The sequence below is a fragment of the Gordonia otitidis NBRC 100426 genome (genome assembly GCF_000248075.1).
Taxonomy (GTDB): Bacteria; Actinomycetota; Actinomycetes; order Mycobacteriales; family Mycobacteriaceae; genus Gordonia; species Gordonia otitidis.
Genome location: NZ_BAFB01000238.1, coordinates 1 through 22,266, shown reverse-complemented (window position 1 = coordinate 22,266; position 22,266 = coordinate 1). Strand labels below are relative to the sequence as shown.

The following is a 22,266-nucleotide window of genomic DNA, read 5'->3' as shown; positions in this document are numbered from 1 at the left end:
CTTTCGATGAAAAACTGCGATTGTCAACGTTTTTCGTCATACGGTTGGCCGCTTCACGACAGCGCGAATCCCTTGTAGCCTGCTGCTGCGGCCTCCAACGTCGCAGCCCGGTAGGCCCCCACTCCGCCGACGTAGGACAGCACTCGCCTGGGCTTGCCCGGGACGTTGGAGCCGACATACCACGAGTGCGTCTTCGAGATGAGATTCGCATCGGCCAGTTCGTCGTGGTGGGCCACCCACGCGTCCTGACCCTCTTCGGTGGGTTCGATGACCGACTTGCCGTTGGCACGCAGGTACCCGATGGCGTCGCTGATCCACTCGGTCTGCTGCTGCAGGCAGGTCGTCATGTTGCACAGCGCAGCCGACGGCGCCAGCGGTGCACCGGTGGTCAACAGGTTCGGATAACCGTGCACCATCAGGCCCATGGTGGTGCGGATGTCGTGGCCCCAGTCCTCGCGGAGCGAGCGTCCGTCACGTCCACGTATGTCGATCCTGGTCAATGCGCCAGTGCCGGCGTCGAAGCCCGTCGCCATGACGATCACATCGAGTTCGTACAGCGTGCCGTCCTCGAGCACGATCCCCTCGGGGACGATTCGGGCGATCGGGTTGTTCTTGACGGGCACAGCCTGCACGTTGTCGCGGTGATAGACCTCGAGATAGCCGGACTCCAACGGCACCCGGTGAGTACCGAAACCATAGTCGGAGGGGATCAGCAGGTCGCACAGTTCCGGATCCTGCAGACGGGCGCGCATCTTCTCGCGCACGAACTCCGACACCTCTTCACTGACCTGCTCGTCGGAGAAGATCTCGGCAAACGACGCCAACCACAGCTTGAGCGAGCCGTTCTCGTAGTCGGCCTCGAGACGCTCCCTACGCTGCGCGGGCGTGAGGTCGGCCCACGCGACGTCGAAGTCGTACTCGAAGCCCGTGAAGGTGTTCGGCAGGTTCTCCCGCAGCTCGTCGAAGCGCGCTTTGTAGGCCTCGACGTCGTCGGGACCGTAGCTCGGATTCTTCATCGGCAACGCATATTGGGGCGTCCTGATGAACACCGTCAGTTGGTCGACCTGATCGGCGATCGTTTGGATGACCTGGATACCCGTCGCCCCGTTACCGATCACGCCGACGCGCTTTCCGGACAGTTCGACGCCGTCGCGTGGCCACCGTGCGGTGTGGAAGATCTCGCCGGAAAAGTCGCTCTGTCCCGGGAAGATGTCGGACATCGGCGCCGAGAGCATCCCGCAGCAGGTGACGAGGTACTGGGTGTCGATCGTTTCGCCACTGTCGGTGGTCACCGTCCAGCGGTTGGTCTCCTCGTCGAAGACCGCACTGGTGATCGTCGTGCCGAAGGAGATGTCGCGCCGCAGATCGAGCGCGTCGGCGACGTAGTTGAGCCACTGTTCGATCTCGCGTTGTCCGGGGAACCTGCTGCTCCAGCTCCAGCCTTTGTAGAGATCCTCATCGAACAGGTACTGGTAGATGTAGGCCTCGGAATCGAACTTCGCACCCGGGTACCTGTTCCAGTACCAGGTGCCGCCGACACCGGATGCCGTGTCGTACGCCCTGACGTCAAGACCCTGTTCACGAAGCTGATGCAGTTGATAAAGACCGGCGACCCCGGCTCCGATCACGACCGCGTCGAGTGTTCTGTCAGACATTGTTCTCCTCCATTGATGTGATTGTGATCACCTGGAGGTGAATGTTTGACCTGTCTCACATATCCGACGTGTCCCAAATTGGGACAGCAATCCTGTCCGATCGGTGGTGGTCGCCGGATGGCCACTCGATGAATAATCGGCTGTGCCGTGCGTCACAACGATGCGCGCAGGGCGGGAGGGAGCAGCACATGCGTGACAGACGAGATGAGCAGCTCCGTATCGCTGCTGCTCGTGCAGACTTCCTGGAATACGGCCCGCAGGGAGCAGCCGGTGTCGGCGACGTCGTCGCGGCGTCGTGGTCGAGAAGCGCGTCCGCGGGGCTCGACGCCGACAAGTACCAGGTCGCCTACCACGACGACATCGACTTCGATTCGCGGTTGGCGCGCTGTGCCCGGCCGGTCCTCGAACGGCTCACCGGCGACATGTCCGACGTCCCTGTCACCATCGCCCTCACCGACGCACAGGCCAGGATCGTCGACCGTCGCGATTGCTCGACAGCGGTTGGACGGGTGCTCGACCGCGTCGACTTCGACCGTGGATTCTCGTTCGAGGAGAGCAGTATCGGAACCAACGGGGTCGGCACGGTGTTCGAGGTCGGGGCGCCGGTGAGCGTCGTGGGCTCCGAACACTTCAACCAGTCGCTGGTCCAGTTCGCCTGCACAGGTGCGCCGATTCTCGATCCGCTGACCGGGCGGGTCGTCGGGGTGCTCGACGCGAGCATGTTGGCGGAGAGTTGGAACAGCCTCGTCGACGCGCTGGTGCGTTCAGCAGCGACCGACATCAGCCGCAATCTCCTCCTCGACCGGAGCCAGGACACCCGCGCCGTGTTCGAGACGTATCTTCGAGCTTCCGCCCGACCCGGTCGCGCTGTGATCGCCCTGGGCGAGACGATCATGGTGAACGAAGCTGCCCGCGCACTGCTGGATCCCGACGAACAGGCCACCATCGGCCAGTACGCCGAGTACTTGATGTCCAAGCACGACAACGCTTTACATACGGTGACCCTCGAGGGTGGCCGACAGATCCGGATGCGGACCACACACATCACCAGCCGCGGCGATGTCGTGGGAGTGGTGGCGGTTCTCGACGAGGATCGAGGCCGGCAGCCGGAGACGGATGCCGCCGAAACCGTCTCTCGGACGGCGGCGCTGCCGCCCTCTTCTGCTCACGGAATGCGCAGTCCGACATGGGTTCACGCGTACAACGAGGTCGTGCAGTCACTCGCGTGCGGTCGCGCGGTGGTCGTGGTCGGCGAGCCAGGCAGTGGACGCCTGTCTGTACTGACGGATGCTTTCCGTGGTGACAACCCCACTGCACCGGTGGTCGTCGTCGACATCGCACAGCCGTCCACGTGTAGCGCTCAACCGCCCCCTCCGACCGACGGGAACGGACTGCTGGTACTTCGTCACGTCGATGCCATCGACGGTCAAGTGCTCCCGATGTTGCGCTCTGCCATCGACGACGCCACTGCCGCGGGATACGTCCTCGCGGCTACCGCATCACCTCCGCGGGAGGCAACCGCCACAGACTTCGGAGGGCTCCTCGGATTGTTCGAGCACTCGGTCACGCTGCCGCCACTGCGCCTCCGCGGCCCAGACCTGCAACCGTTGGTGCACCGCATACTCAGGGAGCTTGCACCACAACGCACTACCCGCATCAGTCCGCAGGCCATGCGCATCATCGCCGCGTACTCGTGGCCGAAGAACCTGACGCAATTGCACTCGGCACTCGAGTCAGCTCTTCGACGACGACCCGTCGGAGAGATACAGCCCGAGGACCTGCCCGGTTTCTGCCGTACCACCGCCCATCGGGTCCTCACCACGCTGGAGGTCACCGAGCGCGACGCCATCGTCCGCGTTCTGGACGAATGCGGCGGTAACCGGGTTCGTGCCGCGCAGGCGCTCGGCATGTCCCGCAGTTCGATCTACCGCAAGATCCACAGCTACGGAATCACCGGGATCTGAACCCCCACCGCTGATCGAACAGGCCGGGGCTACCCCGCCGTGATCCCTGCACCCGCGGCGAGCAATCCAGCCTCGCCGCGATTGGACACCTGCAGCTTCTGCAGGATCGCCGCGACGTGGAACTTGATAGTGCTCTCGCTGACCCCGAGTTCGGCTGCGATCGCCTTGTTGCGTCGACCGAGCGCGAGATGGCCGAGCACCTCGACCTCGCGCGGGTTCAGTGAGGCCAGCAGGTCCTTCTCCGGTCGAGACACGGGTGTTTCCAGTGGTATTCGTGCCGTGACCCGGCTTCCCCAGCCGGCGAGTGATTCGACGTCGAGCACCCCGTCCACGGCTCGCAACCGTCCCGCCAGCTGTCGGGTCAGGCCATCGCCGTCGAGCTCGCCCTGTCCTTGGTCCCGGACGTCGATCACGAGGTCGTCGCCGCGACGCCCCCACGCGATTCGCAAGCGTGTCACGTGGGGTTGAGCGGCGACTGCGACGGCCACCGCCCGCACGATGGCCCGTGCCGCGTGGGCGATCTCGCCGGGCAGTGTCGCATCACCGTCGGGTTCCACGAACTCGACGTCGGCGTCGAGGTCGCGCAGCACCGGCTCGAGCTCTGCGCGCAGTCGGCGGAAGGCCACACCGCTGGCCTCAGTGGCGAGGGCCCGGTTGGTGTCTCCGACTGAGCGCAGCGCGATCAGAGCTGCGGACGCCGTCTCCGCCGCGACTGTTCGAGCGGCCCCGTCGTCGAGGTCGCGTGAGCGCAGCGTCCCGAGTATCGACGCCAGTGTGTCCTCGTGTTGCTCGGTCAGCTGCGTGATCGTCCAGGCCCGTTCTGTCGACGCGGCGCGAGACTCGGCGAGATAGTCGGGACTCGCCTGGGCCACCTGCTGCCGGATCGACGTTGCCACCAGGGCGAACCACGCAGCGAGCAGATCGTCGACGACGTGGGGCGTGCTCTTGGTTGTCGCGGTCGTCTTGGTTGCCCTGGTCGTTTTCGGCACCATCACCAGCAGTGTGTCGCTGACGTCGCGCACCGCGAGCACCCTTCGTCGCGAGCCCCCGATCACCGCGTGTCCGTGCAGGACGTTCCCGCGCGCGACCGACTCCTTGATCGCGTCGAGTTCGGCGATCGTCGCGCGCTCGACGATCGCGGCTGCGCCGGCCACCTTGCGGGGTCGGCCGGTGCACTCGCGGGTGTAGATGATCAGCGCGTCGTGCGGATGCGCCGATAGGAGGAACTTGGAGAATCGCTCGGCGATCCGCGGCAACGGGCCATTCACCACACCGACGAACTGCTGCCACCGAGTCGACGACAGCGTCGTCGTCGCATCGCTCGAGCGCTCGGACTGTACTTCCAGGGTCACTTCACCATTGTCACCCGTTGCTGATGATCACCTTCAGTGCGTGCTCGTCGGCCGCGTTGGAGAACGTGTCGTAGGCGCGGTCGAACTCGTCGAAGGTGAAGTGATGCGTCACGAACTTCTCCGGGGAGATGATGCCCTGCTCGATCTGGGTGAGCAGTTCGGGTGCCGTGGTTGCGTTGACCAGGCCCGTCGTCAGCGTCAGGTTGTTGATCCAGTCCCGGTCGATCGGCAATTCGACGGAACGGCCGTGCACTCCGACATTGGCGAGGTGCCCACCGGGACGCAGACAGTCCAGTGACGTGCGGAACGCGGGTCCGAGACCTACCGCTTCGATCGCGACGTCGACGCCGAGTCCACCACGACTGAGGGCCTTGATCTGTTCCACGGTATTGCCACCCGCGAGGATGTCGATGGTGTCGGTGGCGCCGAAGTCGAGTGACCGCTCGAGGCGAAACTTGTTGCCGTCCACCGCGATCACCCGCGACGCCCCACTCGACCGGGCGGTCATCACCGACGCGAGACCGACCGGCCCCGCTCCGACGACGGCAACGACGTCGCCCTCCTTCACGGCACCGTAGAGCACACCGATCTCAAAGCCCGTCGGCAGGATGTCGCTGAGCATGACACCCTGCTCTGCGGTCACACTCTCGGGCAGCGGGATGAGCCCGTTGTCGGCGAACGGAACCCTGACGAACTCGGCCTGCGTGCCGTCGATGAGATGGCCGAAGATCCAACCGATTCCGCCGACCGTCTGACAATGCGACGGCATGCCCGCCACGCAGTATTCGCACCGACCACATTTGGTGACGCACGAGATGATGACGCGGTCACCGACCTTGACACGAGTGCATTCCGGTCCGACCTCGGTGACGACGCCGACACCCTCGTGCCCGAGGACGCGCCCCTTGGTGACCGCTGGCACGTCGCCGGACAGAATGTGCAGATCGGTGCCGCAGATCGTCGTCGTCTCCACTCGGACGATGGCGTCCGTCGGATCCTGGAGTACGGGATCGGGAACGTCCTCCCACGCCTTGCTGCCGGGACCGTGATAGACGAGCGCTTTCATACCTGGCCTCCTTCGGGCCGCACAGCGGTGCGGCATGTCCCCCGGAATCCCCTCCCCAGTATGGGGTGCACCGCATCAATGGAGGCCGAGTTCGCGAAGCCGGTCTCAGGTTGAGACGGGCTGGCTCAGCCCGCAGACCCCAGGGCCGCCTGCAGTTCCGCCTTGGACATCGACGAGTACCCCTTGACGCCCTTCGCCTTTGCCTGCTCGCGCAGCTGCTTGACCGTCGGTGATTTGGCCTTGGCGGACTTCCCTGCCGTCTTCGTTTTGGATGCCGACGACGTCGTCGCAGACTTGGTCCCACCGGGCTGCTTCGCAGCACCGGTCGATGTGGTCGATCCAGCAGACTTTGTGGCAGCGGGCTTGGGTTTCGTTGCCGAGGTGCTCGGTGTGGGTTTCGGCGCGACGACGGCCCTCGCCGAGTCCTTCGTCGATGAGTCGCTGCCCTTGTTCTCGGCTTCGCCGGAGACGGCACCGATTCGCTTCAGCAGTTCCCGACGCAGTGCGTCGGTTTCGCTCGCTGCCTTGCCGATCTGTTTCTCTGCCAACTTCCGCACATCGTCGAGGCTCTGTTGGAGCTCGCCGATCTGCTTCTGCAGACGTTTGATTGCCTTCTTCTCGCCCATGCCTTGTGCCCTTCGTCGTCTCGTACGTACAGGACCCCCGTACCCGAGAGTAGGCACTCCGCTCCTGATGGAGGCGGATTATCGACGAGGTTGCCGTGTCGCGAGCGCGAAGACATCGTCGAGGTCGCGCCGGGCGCGTAGCGTGGGAAGTGTCGCACATCTATCGATCTCAGTCCGACGAGGAGGCGTCATGCCAGAGCGCGATCCGGGCCCGTCGATCAAGGACGACGAGCTCTACGAGAAGCTCCGAGACGAGGGAAACTCCAAGGAGAAGTCCGCACGTATCGCCAATGCGGCTGCCGCACAGGGGCGTTCGAAGGTCGGCGAGAAGGGCGGCGAGTCCGGGTCATACGAGGACTGGACGGTCGACGAACTCCGCTCGCGGGCAAAAGAACTGGGTTTGAGCAACTATTCGGACCTCAAGAAAGACGACCTGATCGACAAGTTGCGTGAGCACTGATCGCCTCGCCGTCACGCGAGGAGAAGTACCGCCAGTGCTGCGTCGCGCGGCACGGTGATGTCGAGGCCGGTGAGATTCTTGAATCTAGCTATCCGATTGAGAACAGTGTTGCGATGACAAAAGCTATGTCGCGCGGCCTCGTTGACGCTACCGGAGTCGAGGTAAGCGCCCACGGTATCGAGAAGCGCCACACGGTCGGGCTCTGACAGCTCGTCGAGTTCAGCACGGACTGTGGCCGTGAATCTCTGCCCACTGTCAAGATGAGCTTTGCTCAACTGGGCCCAGCGATCCTCGACAGTCCGCAGGCCGGGAGTGCTCGAGTCAGTCACCCGCAGAATATCCACTGCAGGCTGCACCGCCGCCGGAACCTGAGCGAGACCGTCGACCCTGAGGAGTAATCCTCCGTTCACCCCGTCCAGCGCCGTCGTCTGGCGTTCGACGAGATGCCCCTCACGGCTCACATCGTCGGCTGGCCAGAACACGACGACATGGCCGGGGCGACGCACCACATACATCTGTGCGTGCGATGCCTCGGCTCTCCGCGCCGCTCTGTGAGCCGCATCCGAATCGGTTTCGTCGAGTGCCGCGACACGAAAAAGGGCGTGAGGGTCGACGTCCAGCGCCCGCGCTATACGCGAGATCCGAATCGGGAGCGAGCCTCCCGGGGCAAACAGTTCTGCGAGATAGGCCTGCTGTTCTTCGCGCATGCTTGCCGACATCACAGCCCGCTCCTCGTGATGACTGTTCTGCACGCTTCGCGCATACTCGTCGACGACGGCCCACAGCTCGTCGACGTGCAACGCCAGCACAGCCATATCCGGCACAGTCGCCTGCCACAACAGTGCTGACCAGATGACATTGAAGTCGATGCGCACGGCGGCCACGAGATCGTCGGCGGGCACGCCTTGGCGCGCACGGCGGCGACCCAGCTCTGCGGGCACCGGGCCCAGTTCACTCACTGGGGTTTCCGACGACACAGCACGGAGGATGAGCCCGATCGACGACACCGCCGTTTCGCGCAGTTCCTCGTCGTCGATGAGTCCTGTTTCGTAGGTCGACGCCGCGCGAACCTCCGCCAAGAAGGCGTCGACGAGCTCGTCGAGCCTTGCTGTGGTCGCTTCGACCAGCGCCAACCAGCGTCGTCGCGTGTCCCGCCGCCGCTCTGCGAGATTCTGCATCAACCAAGCTCGCGGTTTCGGAGATTACGTCCCTGTGACGGGCACGTACCGCCCGATGACGGCGCAGGAACATCAGCGGTCATCGCCACAAGCCGTCGAGCTGCGCAAATACGGCACCCGGCGAGCTGAACGTCGTGAAACACGAACAACCGTGGAGTGTGCATATGCACATTCTAGTGTCGCCAATCGAGGGCGAGTGGCGATTCCGCATCGACCTGGACCGTGACACCGTTGTGTGAGACGACAACGACGTCCGCGAGACCAGCACGTTCGTACGGATGAGGACAGCACATGACACTCTCGACATCACAGCCGCAAGCAAGCGATGCCGACAAGGTCGACACCGCACCGATCGACCCTCCCCCCGCAGGGGCCGTGACTTCCGATATACCGGTCTCGTCTCTGGAGACCACCAAGAAGGTCGCGCTCGCCGCATTCGTGGGTACCGCAATGGAGTGGTACGACTTCTTCCTTTTCACCACCGCCGCGGCGCTGGTCTTCAACGCACAGTTCTTCGTCTCCGGAAGCGCAGCGGCGGCCACGCTTGCGTCGTTCGCGACCCTCGCGGTCGGATTCGCCGCCCGGCCGTTCGGCGGGTTGCTCTTCGGGTGGCTCGGCGATCGAATCGGCAGACGATCGGTACTTCTCACCACGATCGTGGGAATCGGAGTCTCGACGGTCTTGATCGGGTTGCTGCCGAACTACTACGCCATCGGCGTGGTAGCACCGATCCTGCTGGTCACCCTCCGCGTCGTCCAGGGTCTCGCCATCGGCGGTGAGTGGAGCGGTGCGGTTACTATCGCCGCCGAGAACTCGCCGACTGAAGAACGGGCGAAATGGGCGTCCGTCCCGCAGCTCGGTTCACCGGTCGGCACGATTCTCTCGTCGGGTGCATTCTTCATCACTGCGGGACTGATGTCAGAGAGCAACTTCGACGCGTGGGGCTGGCGCATTCCCTTCCTTCTCGCGCTCCCTCTACTCATCGCGTGCGTCATGCTTCGCTCGAGGCTCGAAGAGTCGCCCGCATTTCTGGAACTTCAGGAGGAGGGAGAGGTAGCGAAAGCCCCTGTTCTGCAGGTCTTCTCGAACAGCTGGCGCCAACTGCTCGCAGGAACCGCCGTCGGTCTGCTCGGTGTCGCGGGCTTCTACCTCGTCACTACCTTCGTGATCAGCTACGGCAAGCGTGTTCTGGATCTTCCGGCGAGTCTTCTCCTGTTCGCGACGCTGATAGCGGCCTGTGTCGAACTGCTCGTGATCTGGACAGGGGGCCGTTGGGGCGTCAAGTTCGGCGCGACCAGGGTCGTGATGTGTTCGGGCATCGTCACTGCGCTCGTCGCATTCCCGGTCTTCCTCGTGATCGGAACCGCCAACCCGGTGGCCGTGGTGATCGCCATGACTGTTGCAGTGGCGACGCTCTCCTACGCATACGCGGTGCAGGGGGCTATCGTTACGAGCCTGTTCCCCACCAAGATCCGATACAGCGGCGTAGCCATCTGCTCCAACCTCTCTGGAGTCTTCGGCGGCCTCGTCCCCCTGATCGCCGCATCGGTCCTCACGATCACCGGCGACACTCTGTGGCCCGCAGCAGTGATGCTGATAGTCATCTCTCTGCTCACGGCTCTCGGAGCTCTCGTTTCGCGTCGACTCCACGTGGCCGAGGAGGGTTTGCGGATCTGATCACACCCCGCCGTCCCGAGCAGCACAGTCCCGAGAGGAGTTCACGATGTCCGTTGTATCCGTTCCCGTCACCACCACCGAGCAACAACTGCGGGAGGAACTCGCCGCGGTATACCGCCTCGTCGATCACTTCAAGATGACCGACTTGATCTTCACTCATATCTCCTCGCGCCTCCCGGGAGACGAACCTAGATTCCTCATCAATCCGTACGGGCTGATGTTCTCCGAGATCACCGCATCTAGCCTGGTGGAAGTCGATCTGCAGGGCAATCTGGTTGCGCCGTCGCACTATCGGGTCAATCCGGCAGGGTTCGTCATCCACAGCGCGATCCACGAAGCACGCCGGGATGCACACTGTGTACTCCATACGCACACTCGTAGCGGATGCGCGGTCGCCGCTCAGGCCGATGGCTTACTGCCGCTCAATCAGATGTCGATGGAGTTCTACGAGCGCATCGGCTACCACGACTATGAAGGCATCGCCCTCGACCAGGACGAGAAGTCTCGACTGGTAACCGACCTCGGCGAGCACAACGCCCTGATACTACGAAACCACGGACTCCTCACCACCGGGGAGACCGCCGGTCGAGCCTTCATGCGGATGTTCTACCTCGATCGCGCGTGCGAGATCCAAGTGGCCGCGCAGGCTACCGGTGCACAACTCCTTGTTCCGCCGGCAGATGTCTGCGAGCACACCGCGAGGCAGATCAATCACGAAAGCTCGGACACCTCCGGCAACGACCTCGACAACAGCGACAGTTGGGATCTCGCGTGGGATGCGTTGCTACGCATGGCCGATCGCATTGCTCCTGACTACCGCGACTGACGTCCCGCTACGCCCAACCCCCTCGAAAAAATCCCGGAGATGCAATGACCGACATCATGCCCACGATCGAGTCGACACTCGACACCGATTTCCTCGTCGATTTCGCAACCCTGTCAACGTTCGGCGCGACGCCACGAGGCGGCGTCGATCGGCAGGCAGGGACGACCGCAGACGGGGAACAACGTGCCTGGTTGCACACTTGGCTTACCGATCACGGGTTCGACGTGAGATATGACCTGATCGGAAATCAGTTCGGCCTGTACACTTTCGATGCCGATGCACCCTATGTACTCACCGGATCGCACCTCGATAGTCAACCCCTCGGCGGTAGGTTCGACGGCGCCTACGGTGTTCTGGCATCGGCACACGCAGCCACTCGCGCGATCGCCCGCTGGCGGCAGTCCGGTGAGCGACCCACGTTCAACATCGCTGTGGTGAACTGGTTCAACGAAGAGGGCAGTCGCTTCACCCCCAGCATGATGGGGAGTTCGGTCTTCACCGGCAAACTCGCTGCGGCAGAGGCACTGTCCACCGTCGACTCAGCGGGTGTGAGCGTGCAGACGTCGCTGACGTCGATGGGTACCGTCGGAGATTTCGAGCCACCGAAGCTCAGCTCGTATGCCGAGATCCACATCGAACAGGGTCGCATACTCGAGAACACACACACGACAATCGGTCTCGTTGCCGCCACATGGGCGGCGCGCAAGTTCCGAATCACCGTCATCGGAGATCAGTCACACACCGGCGCCACCGTGATGGCCGACCGACGTGACGCTCTACTTGGTGCCGCCCACCTCATCGTATTCGGTCGTGAACTTGCCGACACCTACGCCGAAGCTCCTCTGCACACCTCCGTCAGCCAGATCGTCGCCGAACCGAACTCGCCAGTTGTCATTACACGTGAAGCCGTGCTGCATCTAGATCTGCGGTCACCCGACGACGAGGTACTGGAGAAGGCTGAGCACGATCTGACCACGCGTATCGCCGAAGTCGAGGACCTGGCGCAGGTCGACATCCGTATCGAGCGAACCCACGCCTGGAACGTCGACTCGTATCAGCCCGAAGGCGTCGCACTCAGTCGCGCCGTCGCCGACGACCTAGGACTTTCCCACCGGACCATGTACACCGTGGCAGGTCACGATTCCACGAATGTGAAAGATGTCGTACCCACGGTCATGCTGTTCGTTCCCAGTGTCGACGGCATATCCCATAACGAGGGTGAGTACACGCGCGACGAGGACTCGACGGCGGGAGTCGCCATGCTCACCGAGGTCGTGTACCGCATGATGGCGGGTCGTCTCTCGGATCGGCGGTGACACGCGATCGGCACGATCAGCGCATCCGTCACGCGGTGATCGTGGACGGCAAACAGATCCTGACGACGGATCATCTCACTCCTCCGCGGGGGTGGTCGTGGAGTATAGCGCGGACCGTACCCCGTGGTGAGGGAATCCACGCGTTGGCAATCAGCCCCGAATCGGGGACAGTCGGACCCTCCACACTCGACGCTCTACCCGATCTCCAGATCCTCCACGCCACCTCAGTGGGCACAGATCACCTCGACGAGGTTGCGGCAGCTGCTCGCGGTGTGATCACCAGCAACACACCTGCGTACTGCACTGCAGAAGTAGCTGACCATGCTCTCGCACTGGTCCTCGCATCAGTCCGACACCTTCCGATACTCGACCGCGAAATACGACGAGGACAATGGGCATTGCCGACTCGACCACCGTCGCTTCTTGCGGACACCACACTGGGTTTGTGGGGATTCGGCCCAATCGCACAAGCGCTGGCACATCGCGCAATCGCACTAAAAATGAAGGTCCTCGTCCACACGCGACGCCCGATCGACGACCACAGTGTGCGCCAGGTCTCCTGGGAGGAACTTCTGTGCTCCAGCAACGTTCTCTCCCTTCACGTCCCACTGATATCAGCCACGCGGGGACGACTCGATCGCGATGCCCTGTCACGCATGCCCGCGCGTGCACATCTGGTGAATGTCGCGCGCGGCGAACTGATCGACGAGGTCGCCGTCGCAAGGGCTTTGCGCGACGGCGACCTCGCGTCAGCGGCGCTCGATGTTCTCTCGACCGAACCGCCACCGGCAGACCATCCGCTCCTCTCAGCGCCGAACGTGTTGCTCACACCGCACGCGGCCTGGTTGTCGGACAGGAGTATTCATCGACCGGTGCAACGATTCGCCGATGTTCTCGCGGCGTCGATCAGAGCCGGATCACCGGTTTGATGGTCTTGCCGTGGTGCATGTCGTCGGTGGCGGCGTTGATCTCGTCGAGCTTGTAGTGCGCAACGATCGACCGCAGCGGGAATGATCCGCTGCGGTACAGGTCGACGAGGACCGGCAGGAGGGTCTCGGGTTCGCTGTCCCCCTCGGTGATGCCGATGACCTTCTTGCCCACCAGCATGTCCTGGACGCCGAGCGACACCTCCGCGCCCGCGACCGATGGTGCGCCGATGACACCGCAGGTACCGTCGACTCCGAGAGCGAGCACCGCGGTCTTGAGGACTGCGGGCACCCCGGTGGTCTCCACCGCGTAATCCAGACCGAGACCTCCGGTGAGCTTGCCGAGTTCTTCTGCGACATCCTGAGTCGACGCGTCGATGGTGTGGGTTGCGCCGAATTCCTTCGCCGTCTCCAGTCGCTCGGCGACCAGATCGATCGCGACGATCGTGGCGTCGGGAGTCTGCGAGGCCGCGTAGATCGCCGACAAGCCAACAGCACCGTTCCCGAACACGGCGATGGTCGAGCCGGGTTCTGGCTTCAGGATGTTCCAGATGGCACCGATACCGGTCTGCACGCCGCAGCCCAACGGCGCGATGATCGACAGGTCGTCGTCAGACAGGTCGTCGGCGACCTTGACGATGCTGCGCTCGGTCACGAGCGCCATCTCAGCGAACGACGACTGACCGAAGAAGCTGCCGCCGATCTCCTCGTCACCGCGATGCAGCGGTGCGCTGCCGTCGGGCCGCGTGCCGCAGATGAGGTTGCGCGGCACGAACTCGAGGCAGTACGCGGGATGCCCCGCGCGACACTTCACGCATCGGCCGCAACTGGTGAAACTGAGCAGAACCTTGTCTCCCGGCTTCACCTTGGTCACGCCGGCGCCGACGCGTTCGACGACGCCGGCCCCCTCATGGCCGAGGACACCCGGAAACTTGAACGGGATGGCACCGCCCTGTACTACCAGGTCGGTGTGGCACAGGCCGGCGGCGACGATGCGGACCACCACCTCGTCTGCGCGAGGTTCGTCGAGGGTGATCGTGTCGATGGTGAACGGCGCCCCGGTGGATTCGATGACGGCCGCACGTGTTTCGGTCATGGCTTTGGTTCTTTTCTTTCTCGGAGGGTGACGATGAAGGGATGTGTGGGTGAGTGACGTCAGGAGATACGCACCGGAACGGAGGCGAATCCCCGTGTGACATTGTTGAGCGCCCGTACCGGTTCGCCGGTCAACTCGAACCCACGCACACGCGGAACGAGCGCCTTGAACACGGCGAGGGCCTCGAGTCGGGCCAGGTTCTGCCCGGCGCAACCGTGATTCCCGAGGCCGAATCCCAGGTGGTCCATGGGATTCCGATCGACGTCGAAGACGTCCGGGTTCTCATAGTGGCGCTCGTCGCGATTGGCTGACCCGTAGCTGTGCAGCACGCGGGCGTCCTTCGGGATCACGACGCCTTCACCGAGGTCGACGTCGCGGGTCGTGGTCCGGGAGAAGTACTGGATGGGACTCTCGAGTCGGATGATCTCGTTGAACGCGGCCGGAACCTTCGAGGGATCGTCGCGCAGCTTCTGCCACTGCTCGGGATGCTGTGCGAACAGCCATGTTCCAGTCGACATCGCGTTGATGGTGGTGTCGAAGGCGGCGACCACGTAGGCAAGCAGCAGGCCGAGCGCATCGTCTTTGGAGATCTCGCCCTCGTAGGCGGCGTCGGCGATCGTCGCGCCGAATGTCCCGGGAGCGAGTCGTCTGGAGTCGAACATCTCGGTGACGTACTCGACCGAGCCTGCCAGCTTGGGCATCGCATTGGCCATGCGTTCGTTCTGCGGCCCGCAGCAGTCGAAGCTGCCCGCTGCGAAGTCGAGGAGTTTGGCCCGTTCGTCGGCAGGCCAGCCGACGAGATCCATGATCACATTCACCGGCAGATCCTCGGCAAGGTCTGTGACACCGTCGAATTCGCCCATCTCGACGAGTCGTTCGGCGAGTTCGTCCGCGCGCTGATCGATGGTCTCGGCCAGCGGACGGAGCTGGCGTGGTCCGAGGCGATCGGTGAACAGCTTGCGCAGCTTCGTGTGGACGGGCGGGTCTACCGCGATGATCGCGTGTGCCCACGCCTCGTTGATGACAGGGTTCAGGCCGGGGCCTGCCGCCGACGAGAAGGTCTCCCAATCGCCGAGCGCCTCGCGCACGACGTCGTAGCGGGAGAGGAACCAGATGTCATGGGCGGTCAGACGCGTCGCGGGACCGAGATCGCGCAAGGTCTTGTACAACGGAAACGGATTGTCCAGTGCCTCATCGGTGAACAGATCGATGTCACTGTCGACCGAGATCGGGGCTGTTGTCATTGTGACGGTTCCTTCCTCATTGAAATTGAACTGTTGGGACGTTCTGGGGTCGGCGTGCCTGCCTCCGCAGTTTGGCGACGGGGATGCGGTGATTGACTGCTGCGACCGTCGTTCCGGCCGCGCCTGCCCACCGAACGAGTGCACAACGGTCGTCGAGATCACCCTTGATGACCTCTGGTTCGCCCTCTGGTGGAATCGGTCCTGCGATCTTGTAGGCGATGCCGAACGCTTCCGTCCAGAAGTAGGGGTCAGGTGTGTACGTTTCCCTGGGACCGTCGACGAGCGTTCGAGCGACCGCCTTCGCCTGGCCGATGGCGTTCTCCCAGTGCGGCATTCGCCGATACTCACCAGACTGCGGGAGCAGGGCGACATCGCCGGCGGCGAGGATCTCACCGGGCGCGAAGCCGTCACCGTGCGCCCTGGCGTAGTCGTCGACGACGACCCACCCCTGTGCGTCGAGAGCAACGCCGCTTCCGCGCAACCATTCGGTGTTCGGCATGTCGCCGATCGCCGTGACCACAACGTCTGCCGGGAAGGCACGTCCATCACGCGACGTGACACGACGAACCTGCCCCGACTCCTCGCATTCGACGACGACCCCGGCGGGGCAGACCTCGACCTTCACCCCGTGCTCGTGCGCGGCGGCCAGAGTCAAGCGGCCCAGCGTCTCACCCAGGACCGGCACGAGCGGAGTCCTGACGTCGATGACACGCACGCGTGCCCCGAACGAGAGAGCGGCAGAAGCGACCTCCATGCCGAGGAAACCACCACCGATCACCACGACGTCAGCGGCATCACGAAGCGCGTCCCGTAGCCGGAGGGTGTCGTCGATCGTGCGCACGACGTGCTGTCCGGTCCCGTCGCCGAGTCGTCGTGGGCGTCCGCCACTGGCGATGACGAGGTTGTCGTACCCGATCACCCGGCCGTCGGCCAAGGCCACCTGGCGCGCTGCCACGTCGAGCCCGATCACGGCACTCGACACCCGAACCTTGATCTGGTCGCTGGGAGAATCGGGCAGCAGCACCGAGTTGTCGGCATCCGTCCCTTTCAGCACTCCTTTCGACAGCGGTGGGCGCGCATATGCCTGGTGCCTCTCGTCCCCGAGAACCGTGATGGGGTGCGGATATCCGAGGTCGGCCAATTCACTGGCAGTCGTCATGCCCGCGAGACCGCCGCCGACGATCACGACACCGCGTGCGCTCATCGCTGTGTCTTCGCGAGCTTGAGAGCCGCCACCGGGCATGCGCGGGTGGCCGCTTCCACCTTGTCGGCGAGCTCGTCAGGTATCTCATCCATCAGAATGGTGAGCATTCCCTCGTCGTCGGTCTCGAAGACCTCGGGAGCGACTTCCTCGCAGAAGCCGAATCCATCGCAACGCGGTTCGTCGAATTCGACGCGCATCGTTCCTCCTCCGCTCGTGGACGTGATGTACCCCACTGGGGAAGTACTGATGCAATGGTGGTCACATACGGGATTCGGGGCGTCCGTAGGACTACTGCAGTGCCTACGGCAGTGGAGGTGCCGCAAGTGGGCTACCGCCGAGGACGACTCCACAGCGCTTAAGATCGCTGCCGATGCGCTATCTCACGCGCTCGTATGCGCGGCGATGTACCAGGAGGCGAGTTCGGTTCTGGTGTGAAAACCCAGTCGCACAAGGGCTCGTTCGACGTGGCTCTCGACGGTGCGCACCGAGACCACGAGCCGCTCGGCGATCTGCTTGTTGCTCATACCGCGTGCAACCATTGCGGCGATCTCGGTCTGCCTGCTGGTCAGTGGATTGTCGAGTGCCTGTCCTGCGACCGACTGTGCCGGCGGGGAGTCGTGCGCGTCTTCGGCGCACTCGTCACCGCACAACGGACAGCACCCGCCAAGCGGTACGGAGACCGACGTCTGACCGTCCTCACCCAGCACACGCGTGTCACCCAGTACACGCTCCACCAGTTCCGCGTGTGAGCGATCGGCGAACATCCGGAGGTGATCTCGCAACCTGCTGGGCGACAGCTCTGTTCGAACCCCGATCTCGCAGCGGGCGTGACGTTCTGACAGGTCGGGACCGAACGCTGCTATCGATGTCCCCGACCGGTCCCACAGCGCTCCCGCTGCGCCCAGGAGTTCAGCCGAACGATCGGGGTCACCTGCCGACTGTGCGATCCACGCGAGCAGTTCGGTCATCAGCGCGGTACCGACGGAGTGATTGAAGATCACATGAAGCGCCACGGCCTCCCGCCCGAGCGTCTGCGCACTCTCGAGGTCACCGCACAACCAATGATCCAGCGCACGGACCCATTGGATGTAGGACCGGTCCCACCGCTCGTCGTGTTCGGCGCACACGGCCAACGCATCGGCCGTGACGGCCCGACACTCCTCGCTACGCCCCACCAGTGCCAACGCCAACGCGTACTGGAACGAGGCCGACAGGTAGCCGGCCCACTCACCACAGCCGCGCAATGCCGTGGTGGCGACACGGTAGTTGTCGATGGCGAGATCCAGTTCTCCGGTGAAGAGCGCTGTCAGGCCCCGCAGCTTGTGCACGTAGCCGTCGATCAGCGGATCGTCGAGTTCGAATGCCAGACGCGCACATTCACCGAGTCGACGGTCGGCAGCACGCTGCTCCCCCTGGAGCAGACAGACCCAGGTGGCGACCCAGAGTGCGTTGGCACGGATGTGCGGTGCCACGTGATCGGATGCCGCGTTGTCGAGCAGTTGGTCTGCCCGACGTCGCCCTTCCGCGATGTGGCCGTCGGCGTACCACCGAAATCGCAGGGCGCTGAAGATTTTCAGCGCCGTCTCGTAGTCATGACGTGCAGTGCACCAGTCCATCGCCGCGCGCACGTTGCTCCGCTCGTCGCGCAGGCTCTCGACCGCCACCTGCTGATCCGGGCCACACCAGGTCTCGGCGATCGCCTCGGTGAGCTCCAGGTAGTACCGGCAGTGGCGTCGTGCGATTTCCTGCGCCTCGCCGAGCAGAGCCAAGCGCTCCGCGCCATACTCCCTGATGGTCTCGAGCATCCGAAATCGTCTGGTGGGGCCGGTCGTGTCCACGTACAGCAACGACTGATCGATCAGTTCGCCGAGCAGATCCACCATGCCCGACTCACTCGGCACCGCGTCGTCGGACTTCGCCTCGTCAGATACGACGCCGGCGCACACCCCTTCGGCCGCGGTGAGATCGAATCCACCCGCGAACACAGACAGGCGGGCCCAGAGTCGACGCTGCGAGGGGGTGCACAGCGCGTAACTCCAGTCGATCATCGCGCGCAGGGTCTGCTGACGCGGCGCGGCGCAACGACTTCCCTTGGACAACAACGCGAAACGATCGGACAAACGCGCTACGAGCTCCGACAACGTCAGGGTGCGTAAGCGTGCGACGGCGAGTTCGATCGCCAGCGGTGACCCTTCCAGCCGGATGCACAGTTGCGCCGCGTCGGCGGCCGTGGCGTCGTCGAGCCTGAACTCCGGCGCTGCGGCGGCAGCCCGCTCGGTGAGCAATCGCACCGACTCGTACTGTGCGACCGAAGCGGCGCTGTGGTGTTCGTCGTCCGGTGGGATCGTCAGATGCGGGACGCAACACAGGCGTTCCTCGGTGATTCCCAACGAGATCCGCGACGTTGCCATGATGTGCACGCGGCTCGACGACCGCAGGATCGCGTCGGTGATCGCCGTGCTGCCCTCGAGCACGTGCTCGCAGTTGTCGAGCACCAGCAGCATCTCGCGAGCGTAGAGATGGTCGATGACCTTCTGTACCGGATCTCGCGCAGATTGGTCGCTGATTCCGAGGGCGTGGACGATCGCCGCCGGAACCTCAGCGTCGTCGGAGATCGAATCCAGCTCCACCAACGCGACGCCGTCGCGGTAGAGCCTGCCGACCTCGCGCGCCATCTCAACTGCGAGACGGGTCTTTCCGACGCCGCCCGGACCTGTCAGCGACACCAGTCTCGATGCCCCGAGCGCCGCGCGGATCTCCGACATCTGTCGCCGACGACCCACGAAGCTGGTCGAGCGGATCTCGCCCCGCCGCACACCGTTGGGCAGGTCGATACCCGCTGCGCCGGCGACCGACGACGCCGGAGTCACCCCTGTTGTCATGCACAGCCCTTCGTTGCACTGTGAAGATCGTCGACCTATGTAGGAGAACCCGTGCCGAGGTTTGGGTTGGACGCACCCGGAACCCTCGACACAACAACGGCGGTCGTCGACAGCGGTGGTGTCGACGACCGCCGAGTGATCAGGCGTAGATCGACTTGTAGACGAGGTAGGAGTCCAGCGACTGCGGCCCGAGTTCGCGCCCGATACCGCTGTCCTTGACGCCGCCGAACGGTGCACCGGGATCGGGAAGGTAGCGATTGATCCCGATCGTGCCGGTCCGCACGCGACGTGCGACATCGCGACCACGATCGGGATCCGACGTCCACACACTGCCGCCGAGGCCGTAGTCCGAGTCGTTGGCGATCGCGATCGCGTTGTCGACGTCGGAGTAGCGGATCACCGACAACACCGGCCCGAAGATCTCCTCCTGGGCGATCGTCGACTTGTTGTCGACGTCGGCGAACAAGGTCGGCTCGACGAACCATCCACGGTCGCGGTCGCTTCTGCCCCCGCCGACCACCACACGAGCGCCGTCGCCCTTGCCCTTGTCGATGAATCCCTCGACACGGTCGCGATGTGTGCGGCTGGCCATCGGACCGATCATCGTCGACGCGTCGAGCGCGTCACCCACGGGCAAGCTGGACATGAACGCGGCGAGCGTGTCGACCACCTCGTCATACCTGTTGTCGGGGGCCAGGATTCGGGTCCCCAGATAGCATGTCTGACCATTGTTGACCAACAGGCTCTCGAAGAGCCGCTCCCCCATCACCGACAGGTCGAGGTTCGCGTCGTCGAGCACGATGGCCGCCGACTTCCCGCCGAGTTCGAGCGTGACCGGGCGCAGCATCTGCCCGCAGGTGGTGGCGATCTGCCTACCCGCTGCCGTCGAGCCGGTGAACGCCACCTTGTCGATGTCGGGGTGGGCAACCAGGTAGGCGCCGATCTCCCGTCCACCGGGGACGATGTTGACCACCCCCTCGGGAATGTCAGTCTCCGCCACGGCTTCGGCGAACAAGAAGGCGTCGAGGACCGTCTCCGGAGACGGCTTGAGAACGATCGCACAGCCCGCCGCCAAGGCGGGGGCGTGTTTGAACGCGGCAAGTGCCTGAGGGTAGTTCCACGGAGCGATCGCACCGACAACGCCGACCGGCTCGCGGCGCACGTAGGTCTTGCCGCCCATGAGATGGTCCTGCTCGACCTCGAACTCGAAGCCACGCAACAGATTCGCGTAGTACCTCAACAAGATCAACGGGAATCCCGCTTCGAGCTGCGACGAAATGGTGATCGGCATACCGTTCTGCGCCGACACCCGGCGAGCCATCTCCTCCCCCTTGGCCTCGAGCTTGTCGGCGAGCTGATCGAGTGCATCCGCGCGACGAGCAGGCTCCCAGTTCGCCCACCCCTGCGGATCGTCGAATGCCCTGCGCGCGGCGGCGACCGCGGCATCCACGTCGGCTTCTGTGGCCGCGGGTACCGAGCCGATGGGCTCCTCGGAGCTCGCCGAGATGACGTCGATGCGCTCGTTCGACGCGGGTGTGGTCCATCCGCCGATGAAGAGCTTGTCGTAGGTGATCATGTCGTTCTTCTCTCTGTTGTGGACTGGATGCGGGTTGTGGACTGGATGCGGGTTGTGGGCTGGATGTGGACCGCAGATGTCAGGACACGAGCGCGATGGGAAAGTGTTCCCACGCACGCAGCGTGTTGTTGTGGTGTCGACGGGGGACCCCGACGACGTCGAGTCGTCGGAATCTGCGCACGAGTGCGGTGAGAACCGCCTCGGCTTCAAGCCGCGCGACGTGCTGTCCGACGCACTGGTGAATGCCCATCCCGAAGCCGACATGGCCCGAGGGATCACGGGAGAGGTCGAAGGAGTCGGGGGCACGCCACCGACGCGGGTCCCGGTTCGCCGATCCGAGGAACATCAGGATCTTCTTACCGTCCGGCACCAGATGGTCGCCGACCATGACCGGATGCGTCGCGGTACGGAAGAACGTCTGCACCGGCGACTCGAGACGCACAGCCTCGTCGAATGCGATTCGGGCCAGAGATGGGTTGCGGCGCAGCATTTCCCACTGATCGGGATGCGTGGCGAAGCTCGCGAGCACCGCTCCGATACCGAGCACGGTGGTGTCCACGCCCGCCGACAACAGCGAGCGCACGATGGTCGGGGCCTGCTCGGCGGTGATGTCACCGCGGTCGGCTGCGGCCCAGATCTGTCCACCGAAGGTGGGCTCGCCGTCGTACACGGTCGCCGACAGCGACTCGCGTGCACACTGCTCGTTCACCCACGCCGAGATCTCGCCGATACGTGGAAGTCCCTTCTGTACGAGTTCGTTCGACGGCCCGAACGCGTTGAACAGATGGTCCCCGTAGGGCAGCAGATTCTCGCGGCCGTCGAGGCCGACGCCGACCGCGTCGGGAAAGACGCGCAGCGGGAACTTCTGTGCGATGTCGGTGATCGCGTCGAGTTCGCCGTCGGGCAGCGAGTCGACGAAATCCTCGGCGTCGGCGAACCAGTGCTCACGCAGTCGGCGCAGCGCACGGGGGCTCAGGATCGACGACAACACCGACCGAGGTGCGTCGTGGACTGGAGGATCGCTCTCCAGCAGCAGACTCGGCGGGCGCCAGGGCTTTTCGAACCGGAAGTTGCTCAGGCCGACGCCAGCGCCGGACTGGAAGGACTGCCAGTCGGTGAGAGCAGCATGGACCTCTTCGTACCGTCCCATCGCGTAGACGTCGTAGCGGGTGAGATGGACCAACGGGTCCGGCGTCGCGTAGCGCCGTATGGAATTCG

Annotated in this window: 17 protein-coding genes and 1 pseudogene; 6 read left to right on the top strand and 12 right to left on the bottom strand. The window is 64.1% G+C overall.

The features are described from left to right. Window positions 1–53 precede the first annotated feature (53 nt). Window positions 54–1,655 (bottom strand): flavin-containing monooxygenase, encoded by a 1,602-nt coding sequence (locus GOOTI_RS22485; RefSeq protein ID WP_007240900.1) that lies wholly within the window; start codon window positions 1,653–1,655, stop codon window positions 54–56. Between the two features lie 188 nt (window positions 1,656–1,843). On the opposite strand from GOOTI_RS22485, the gene GOOTI_RS22480 reads away from it, so the two are divergent. Beyond that, on the top strand, window positions 1,844–3,619 hold the full coding sequence (locus GOOTI_RS22480) for a sigma-54-dependent Fis family transcriptional regulator (RefSeq protein ID WP_007240899.1): 1,776 nt from the start codon (window positions 1,844–1,846) through the stop codon (window positions 3,617–3,619). A 29-nt stretch (window positions 3,620–3,648) separates the two neighbouring features. On the opposite strand, the gene GOOTI_RS22475 is transcribed toward GOOTI_RS22480, so the two are convergent. The 3 genes from GOOTI_RS22475 to GOOTI_RS22465 form a co-directional block, all read right to left on the bottom strand. Continuing rightward, entirely contained in the window at window positions 3,649–4,965 is a 1,317-nt protein-coding gene (locus GOOTI_RS22475) for a helix-turn-helix transcriptional regulator (protein WP_373279046.1), read from the bottom strand. A gap of 16 nt (window positions 4,966–4,981) precedes the next feature. After that, a complete protein-coding gene (locus GOOTI_RS22470; protein ID WP_007240897.1) occupies window positions 4,982–6,037 on the bottom strand; it encodes an alcohol dehydrogenase catalytic domain-containing protein in 1,056 nt (351 codons plus the stop codon). Window positions 6,038–6,162: 125 nt separating this feature from the next. Next, on the bottom strand, window positions 6,163–6,663 hold the full coding sequence (locus tag GOOTI_RS22465) for a hypothetical protein (protein WP_007240896.1): 501 nt from the start codon (window positions 6,661–6,663) through the stop codon (window positions 6,163–6,165). Between the two features lie 190 nt (window positions 6,664–6,853). Between GOOTI_RS22465 and GOOTI_RS22460 the strand changes: the two genes are divergently transcribed. Further along, complete coding sequence (locus GOOTI_RS22460) at window positions 6,854–7,123, top strand: DUF7218 family protein (protein ID WP_007240895.1); 270 nt, start codon at window positions 6,854–6,856, stop codon at window positions 7,121–7,123. An 11-nt stretch (window positions 7,124–7,134) separates the two neighbouring features. On the opposite strand, the gene GOOTI_RS22455 is transcribed toward GOOTI_RS22460, so the two are convergent. Next, a complete protein-coding gene (locus GOOTI_RS22455) occupies window positions 7,135–8,301 on the bottom strand; it encodes an RsbRD N-terminal domain-containing protein (protein ID WP_039994581.1) in 1,167 nt (388 codons plus the stop codon). A gap of 291 nt (window positions 8,302–8,592) precedes the next feature. Between GOOTI_RS22455 and GOOTI_RS22450 the strand changes: the two genes are divergently transcribed. From GOOTI_RS22450 to GOOTI_RS22435, 4 genes are read left to right on the top strand one after another with little or no spacing between them, the layout of a single operon-like run. Further along, window positions 8,593–9,978, top strand: a complete 1,386-nt coding sequence (locus GOOTI_RS22450) for an MFS transporter (RefSeq protein WP_007240893.1) — start codon at window positions 8,593–8,595, stop codon at window positions 9,976–9,978. Window positions 9,979–10,024: 46 nt separating this feature from the next. Further along, a complete protein-coding gene (locus GOOTI_RS22445; RefSeq protein ID WP_007240892.1) occupies window positions 10,025–10,804 on the top strand; it encodes a class II aldolase/adducin family protein in 780 nt (259 codons plus the stop codon). Window positions 10,805–10,848: 44 nt separating this feature from the next. Beyond that, window positions 10,849–12,120: a M20 family metallo-hydrolase gene (locus GOOTI_RS22440; RefSeq protein ID WP_007240891.1), complete on the top strand. Its 1,272-nt coding sequence runs from the start codon at window positions 10,849–10,851 to the stop codon at window positions 12,118–12,120. Further along, entirely contained in the window at window positions 12,117–13,049 is a 933-nt protein-coding gene (locus GOOTI_RS22435; RefSeq protein WP_051998045.1) for a 2-hydroxyacid dehydrogenase, read from the top strand. The genes GOOTI_RS22440 and GOOTI_RS22435 overlap by 4 nt, the downstream gene beginning before the upstream one ends. On the opposite strand, the gene GOOTI_RS22430 is transcribed toward GOOTI_RS22435, so the two are convergent. The 7 genes and pseudogenes from GOOTI_RS22430 to GOOTI_RS22400 all read right to left on the bottom strand — a co-directional run. Then, complete coding sequence (locus GOOTI_RS22430) at window positions 13,027–14,142, bottom strand: NAD(P)-dependent alcohol dehydrogenase (protein WP_007240889.1); 1,116 nt, start codon at window positions 14,140–14,142, stop codon at window positions 13,027–13,029. The genes GOOTI_RS22435 and GOOTI_RS22430 overlap by 23 nt on opposite strands. 59 nt (window positions 14,143–14,201) lie before the next feature. After that, window positions 14,202–15,386 carry a cytochrome P450 gene (locus GOOTI_RS22425; RefSeq protein WP_007240888.1) on the bottom strand — a complete coding sequence of 395 codons (1,185 nt, stop codon included), beginning with the start codon at window positions 15,384–15,386 and terminating at the stop codon, window positions 14,202–14,204. A gap of 16 nt (window positions 15,387–15,402) precedes the next feature. After that, a complete protein-coding gene (locus GOOTI_RS22420; RefSeq protein WP_007240887.1) occupies window positions 15,403–16,590 on the bottom strand; it encodes an NAD(P)/FAD-dependent oxidoreductase in 1,188 nt (395 codons plus the stop codon). Further along, entirely contained in the window at window positions 16,587–16,787 is a 201-nt protein-coding gene (locus tag GOOTI_RS22415) for a ferredoxin (protein ID WP_007240886.1), read from the bottom strand. Before GOOTI_RS22415 ends, GOOTI_RS22420 begins: the two co-directional genes overlap by 4 nt. A gap of 183 nt (window positions 16,788–16,970) precedes the next feature. Continuing rightward, complete coding sequence (locus tag GOOTI_RS22410) at window positions 16,971–19,472, bottom strand: ATP-binding protein (protein ID WP_007240885.1); 2,502 nt, start codon at window positions 19,470–19,472, stop codon at window positions 16,971–16,973. 139 nt (window positions 19,473–19,611) lie between these two features. Beyond that, a complete protein-coding gene (locus GOOTI_RS22405; protein ID WP_007240884.1) occupies window positions 19,612–21,048 on the bottom strand; it encodes an aldehyde dehydrogenase in 1,437 nt (478 codons plus the stop codon). 79 nt (window positions 21,049–21,127) lie between these two features. After that, window positions 21,128–22,266, bottom strand: a pseudogene (locus GOOTI_RS22400) (cytochrome P450); the annotation flags it as partial.

Excerpts from the sequence above, each read along its gene's own strand:
- GOOTI_RS22485 (WP_007240900.1), bottom strand. The coding sequence starts at position 1,655 with ATGTCTGACAGAACACTCGACGCGGTCGTGATCGGAGCCGGGGTCGCC.
- GOOTI_RS22480 (WP_007240899.1), top strand. The coding sequence starts at position 1,844 with ATGCGTGACAGACGAGATGAGCAGCTCCGTATCGCTGCTGCTCGTGCA.
- GOOTI_RS22470 (WP_007240897.1), bottom strand. The coding sequence starts at position 6,037 with ATGAAAGCGCTCGTCTATCACGGTCCCGGCAGCAAGGCGTGGGAGGAC.
- GOOTI_RS22465 (WP_007240896.1), bottom strand. The coding sequence starts at position 6,663 with ATGGGCGAGAAGAAGGCAATCAAACGTCTGCAGAAGCAGATCGGCGAG.
- GOOTI_RS22460 (WP_007240895.1), top strand. The coding sequence starts at position 6,854 with ATGCCAGAGCGCGATCCGGGCCCGTCGATCAAGGACGACGAGCTCTAC.
- GOOTI_RS22455 (WP_039994581.1), bottom strand. The coding sequence starts at position 8,301 with ATGCAGAATCTCGCAGAGCGGCGGCGGGACACGCGACGACGCTGGTTG.
- GOOTI_RS22450 (WP_007240893.1), top strand. The coding sequence starts at position 8,593 with ATGACACTCTCGACATCACAGCCGCAAGCAAGCGATGCCGACAAGGTC.
- GOOTI_RS22445 (WP_007240892.1), top strand. The coding sequence starts at position 10,025 with ATGTCCGTTGTATCCGTTCCCGTCACCACCACCGAGCAACAACTGCGG.
- GOOTI_RS22440 (WP_007240891.1), top strand. The coding sequence starts at position 10,849 with ATGACCGACATCATGCCCACGATCGAGTCGACACTCGACACCGATTTC.
- GOOTI_RS22430 (WP_007240889.1), bottom strand. The coding sequence starts at position 14,142 with ATGACCGAAACACGTGCGGCCGTCATCGAATCCACCGGGGCGCCGTTC.
- GOOTI_RS22425 (WP_007240888.1), bottom strand. The coding sequence starts at position 15,386 with ATGACAACAGCCCCGATCTCGGTCGACAGTGACATCGATCTGTTCACC.
- GOOTI_RS22420 (WP_007240887.1), bottom strand. The coding sequence starts at position 16,590 with ATGAGCGCACGCGGTGTCGTGATCGTCGGCGGCGGTCTCGCGGGCATG.
- GOOTI_RS22415 (WP_007240886.1), bottom strand. The coding sequence starts at position 16,787 with ATGCGCGTCGAATTCGACGAACCGCGTTGCGATGGATTCGGCTTCTGC.
- GOOTI_RS22410 (WP_007240885.1), bottom strand. The coding sequence starts at position 19,472 with ATGACAACAGGGGTGACTCCGGCGTCGTCGGTCGCCGGCGCAGCGGGT.
- GOOTI_RS22405 (WP_007240884.1), bottom strand. The coding sequence starts at position 21,048 with ATGATCACCTACGACAAGCTCTTCATCGGCGGATGGACCACACCCGCG.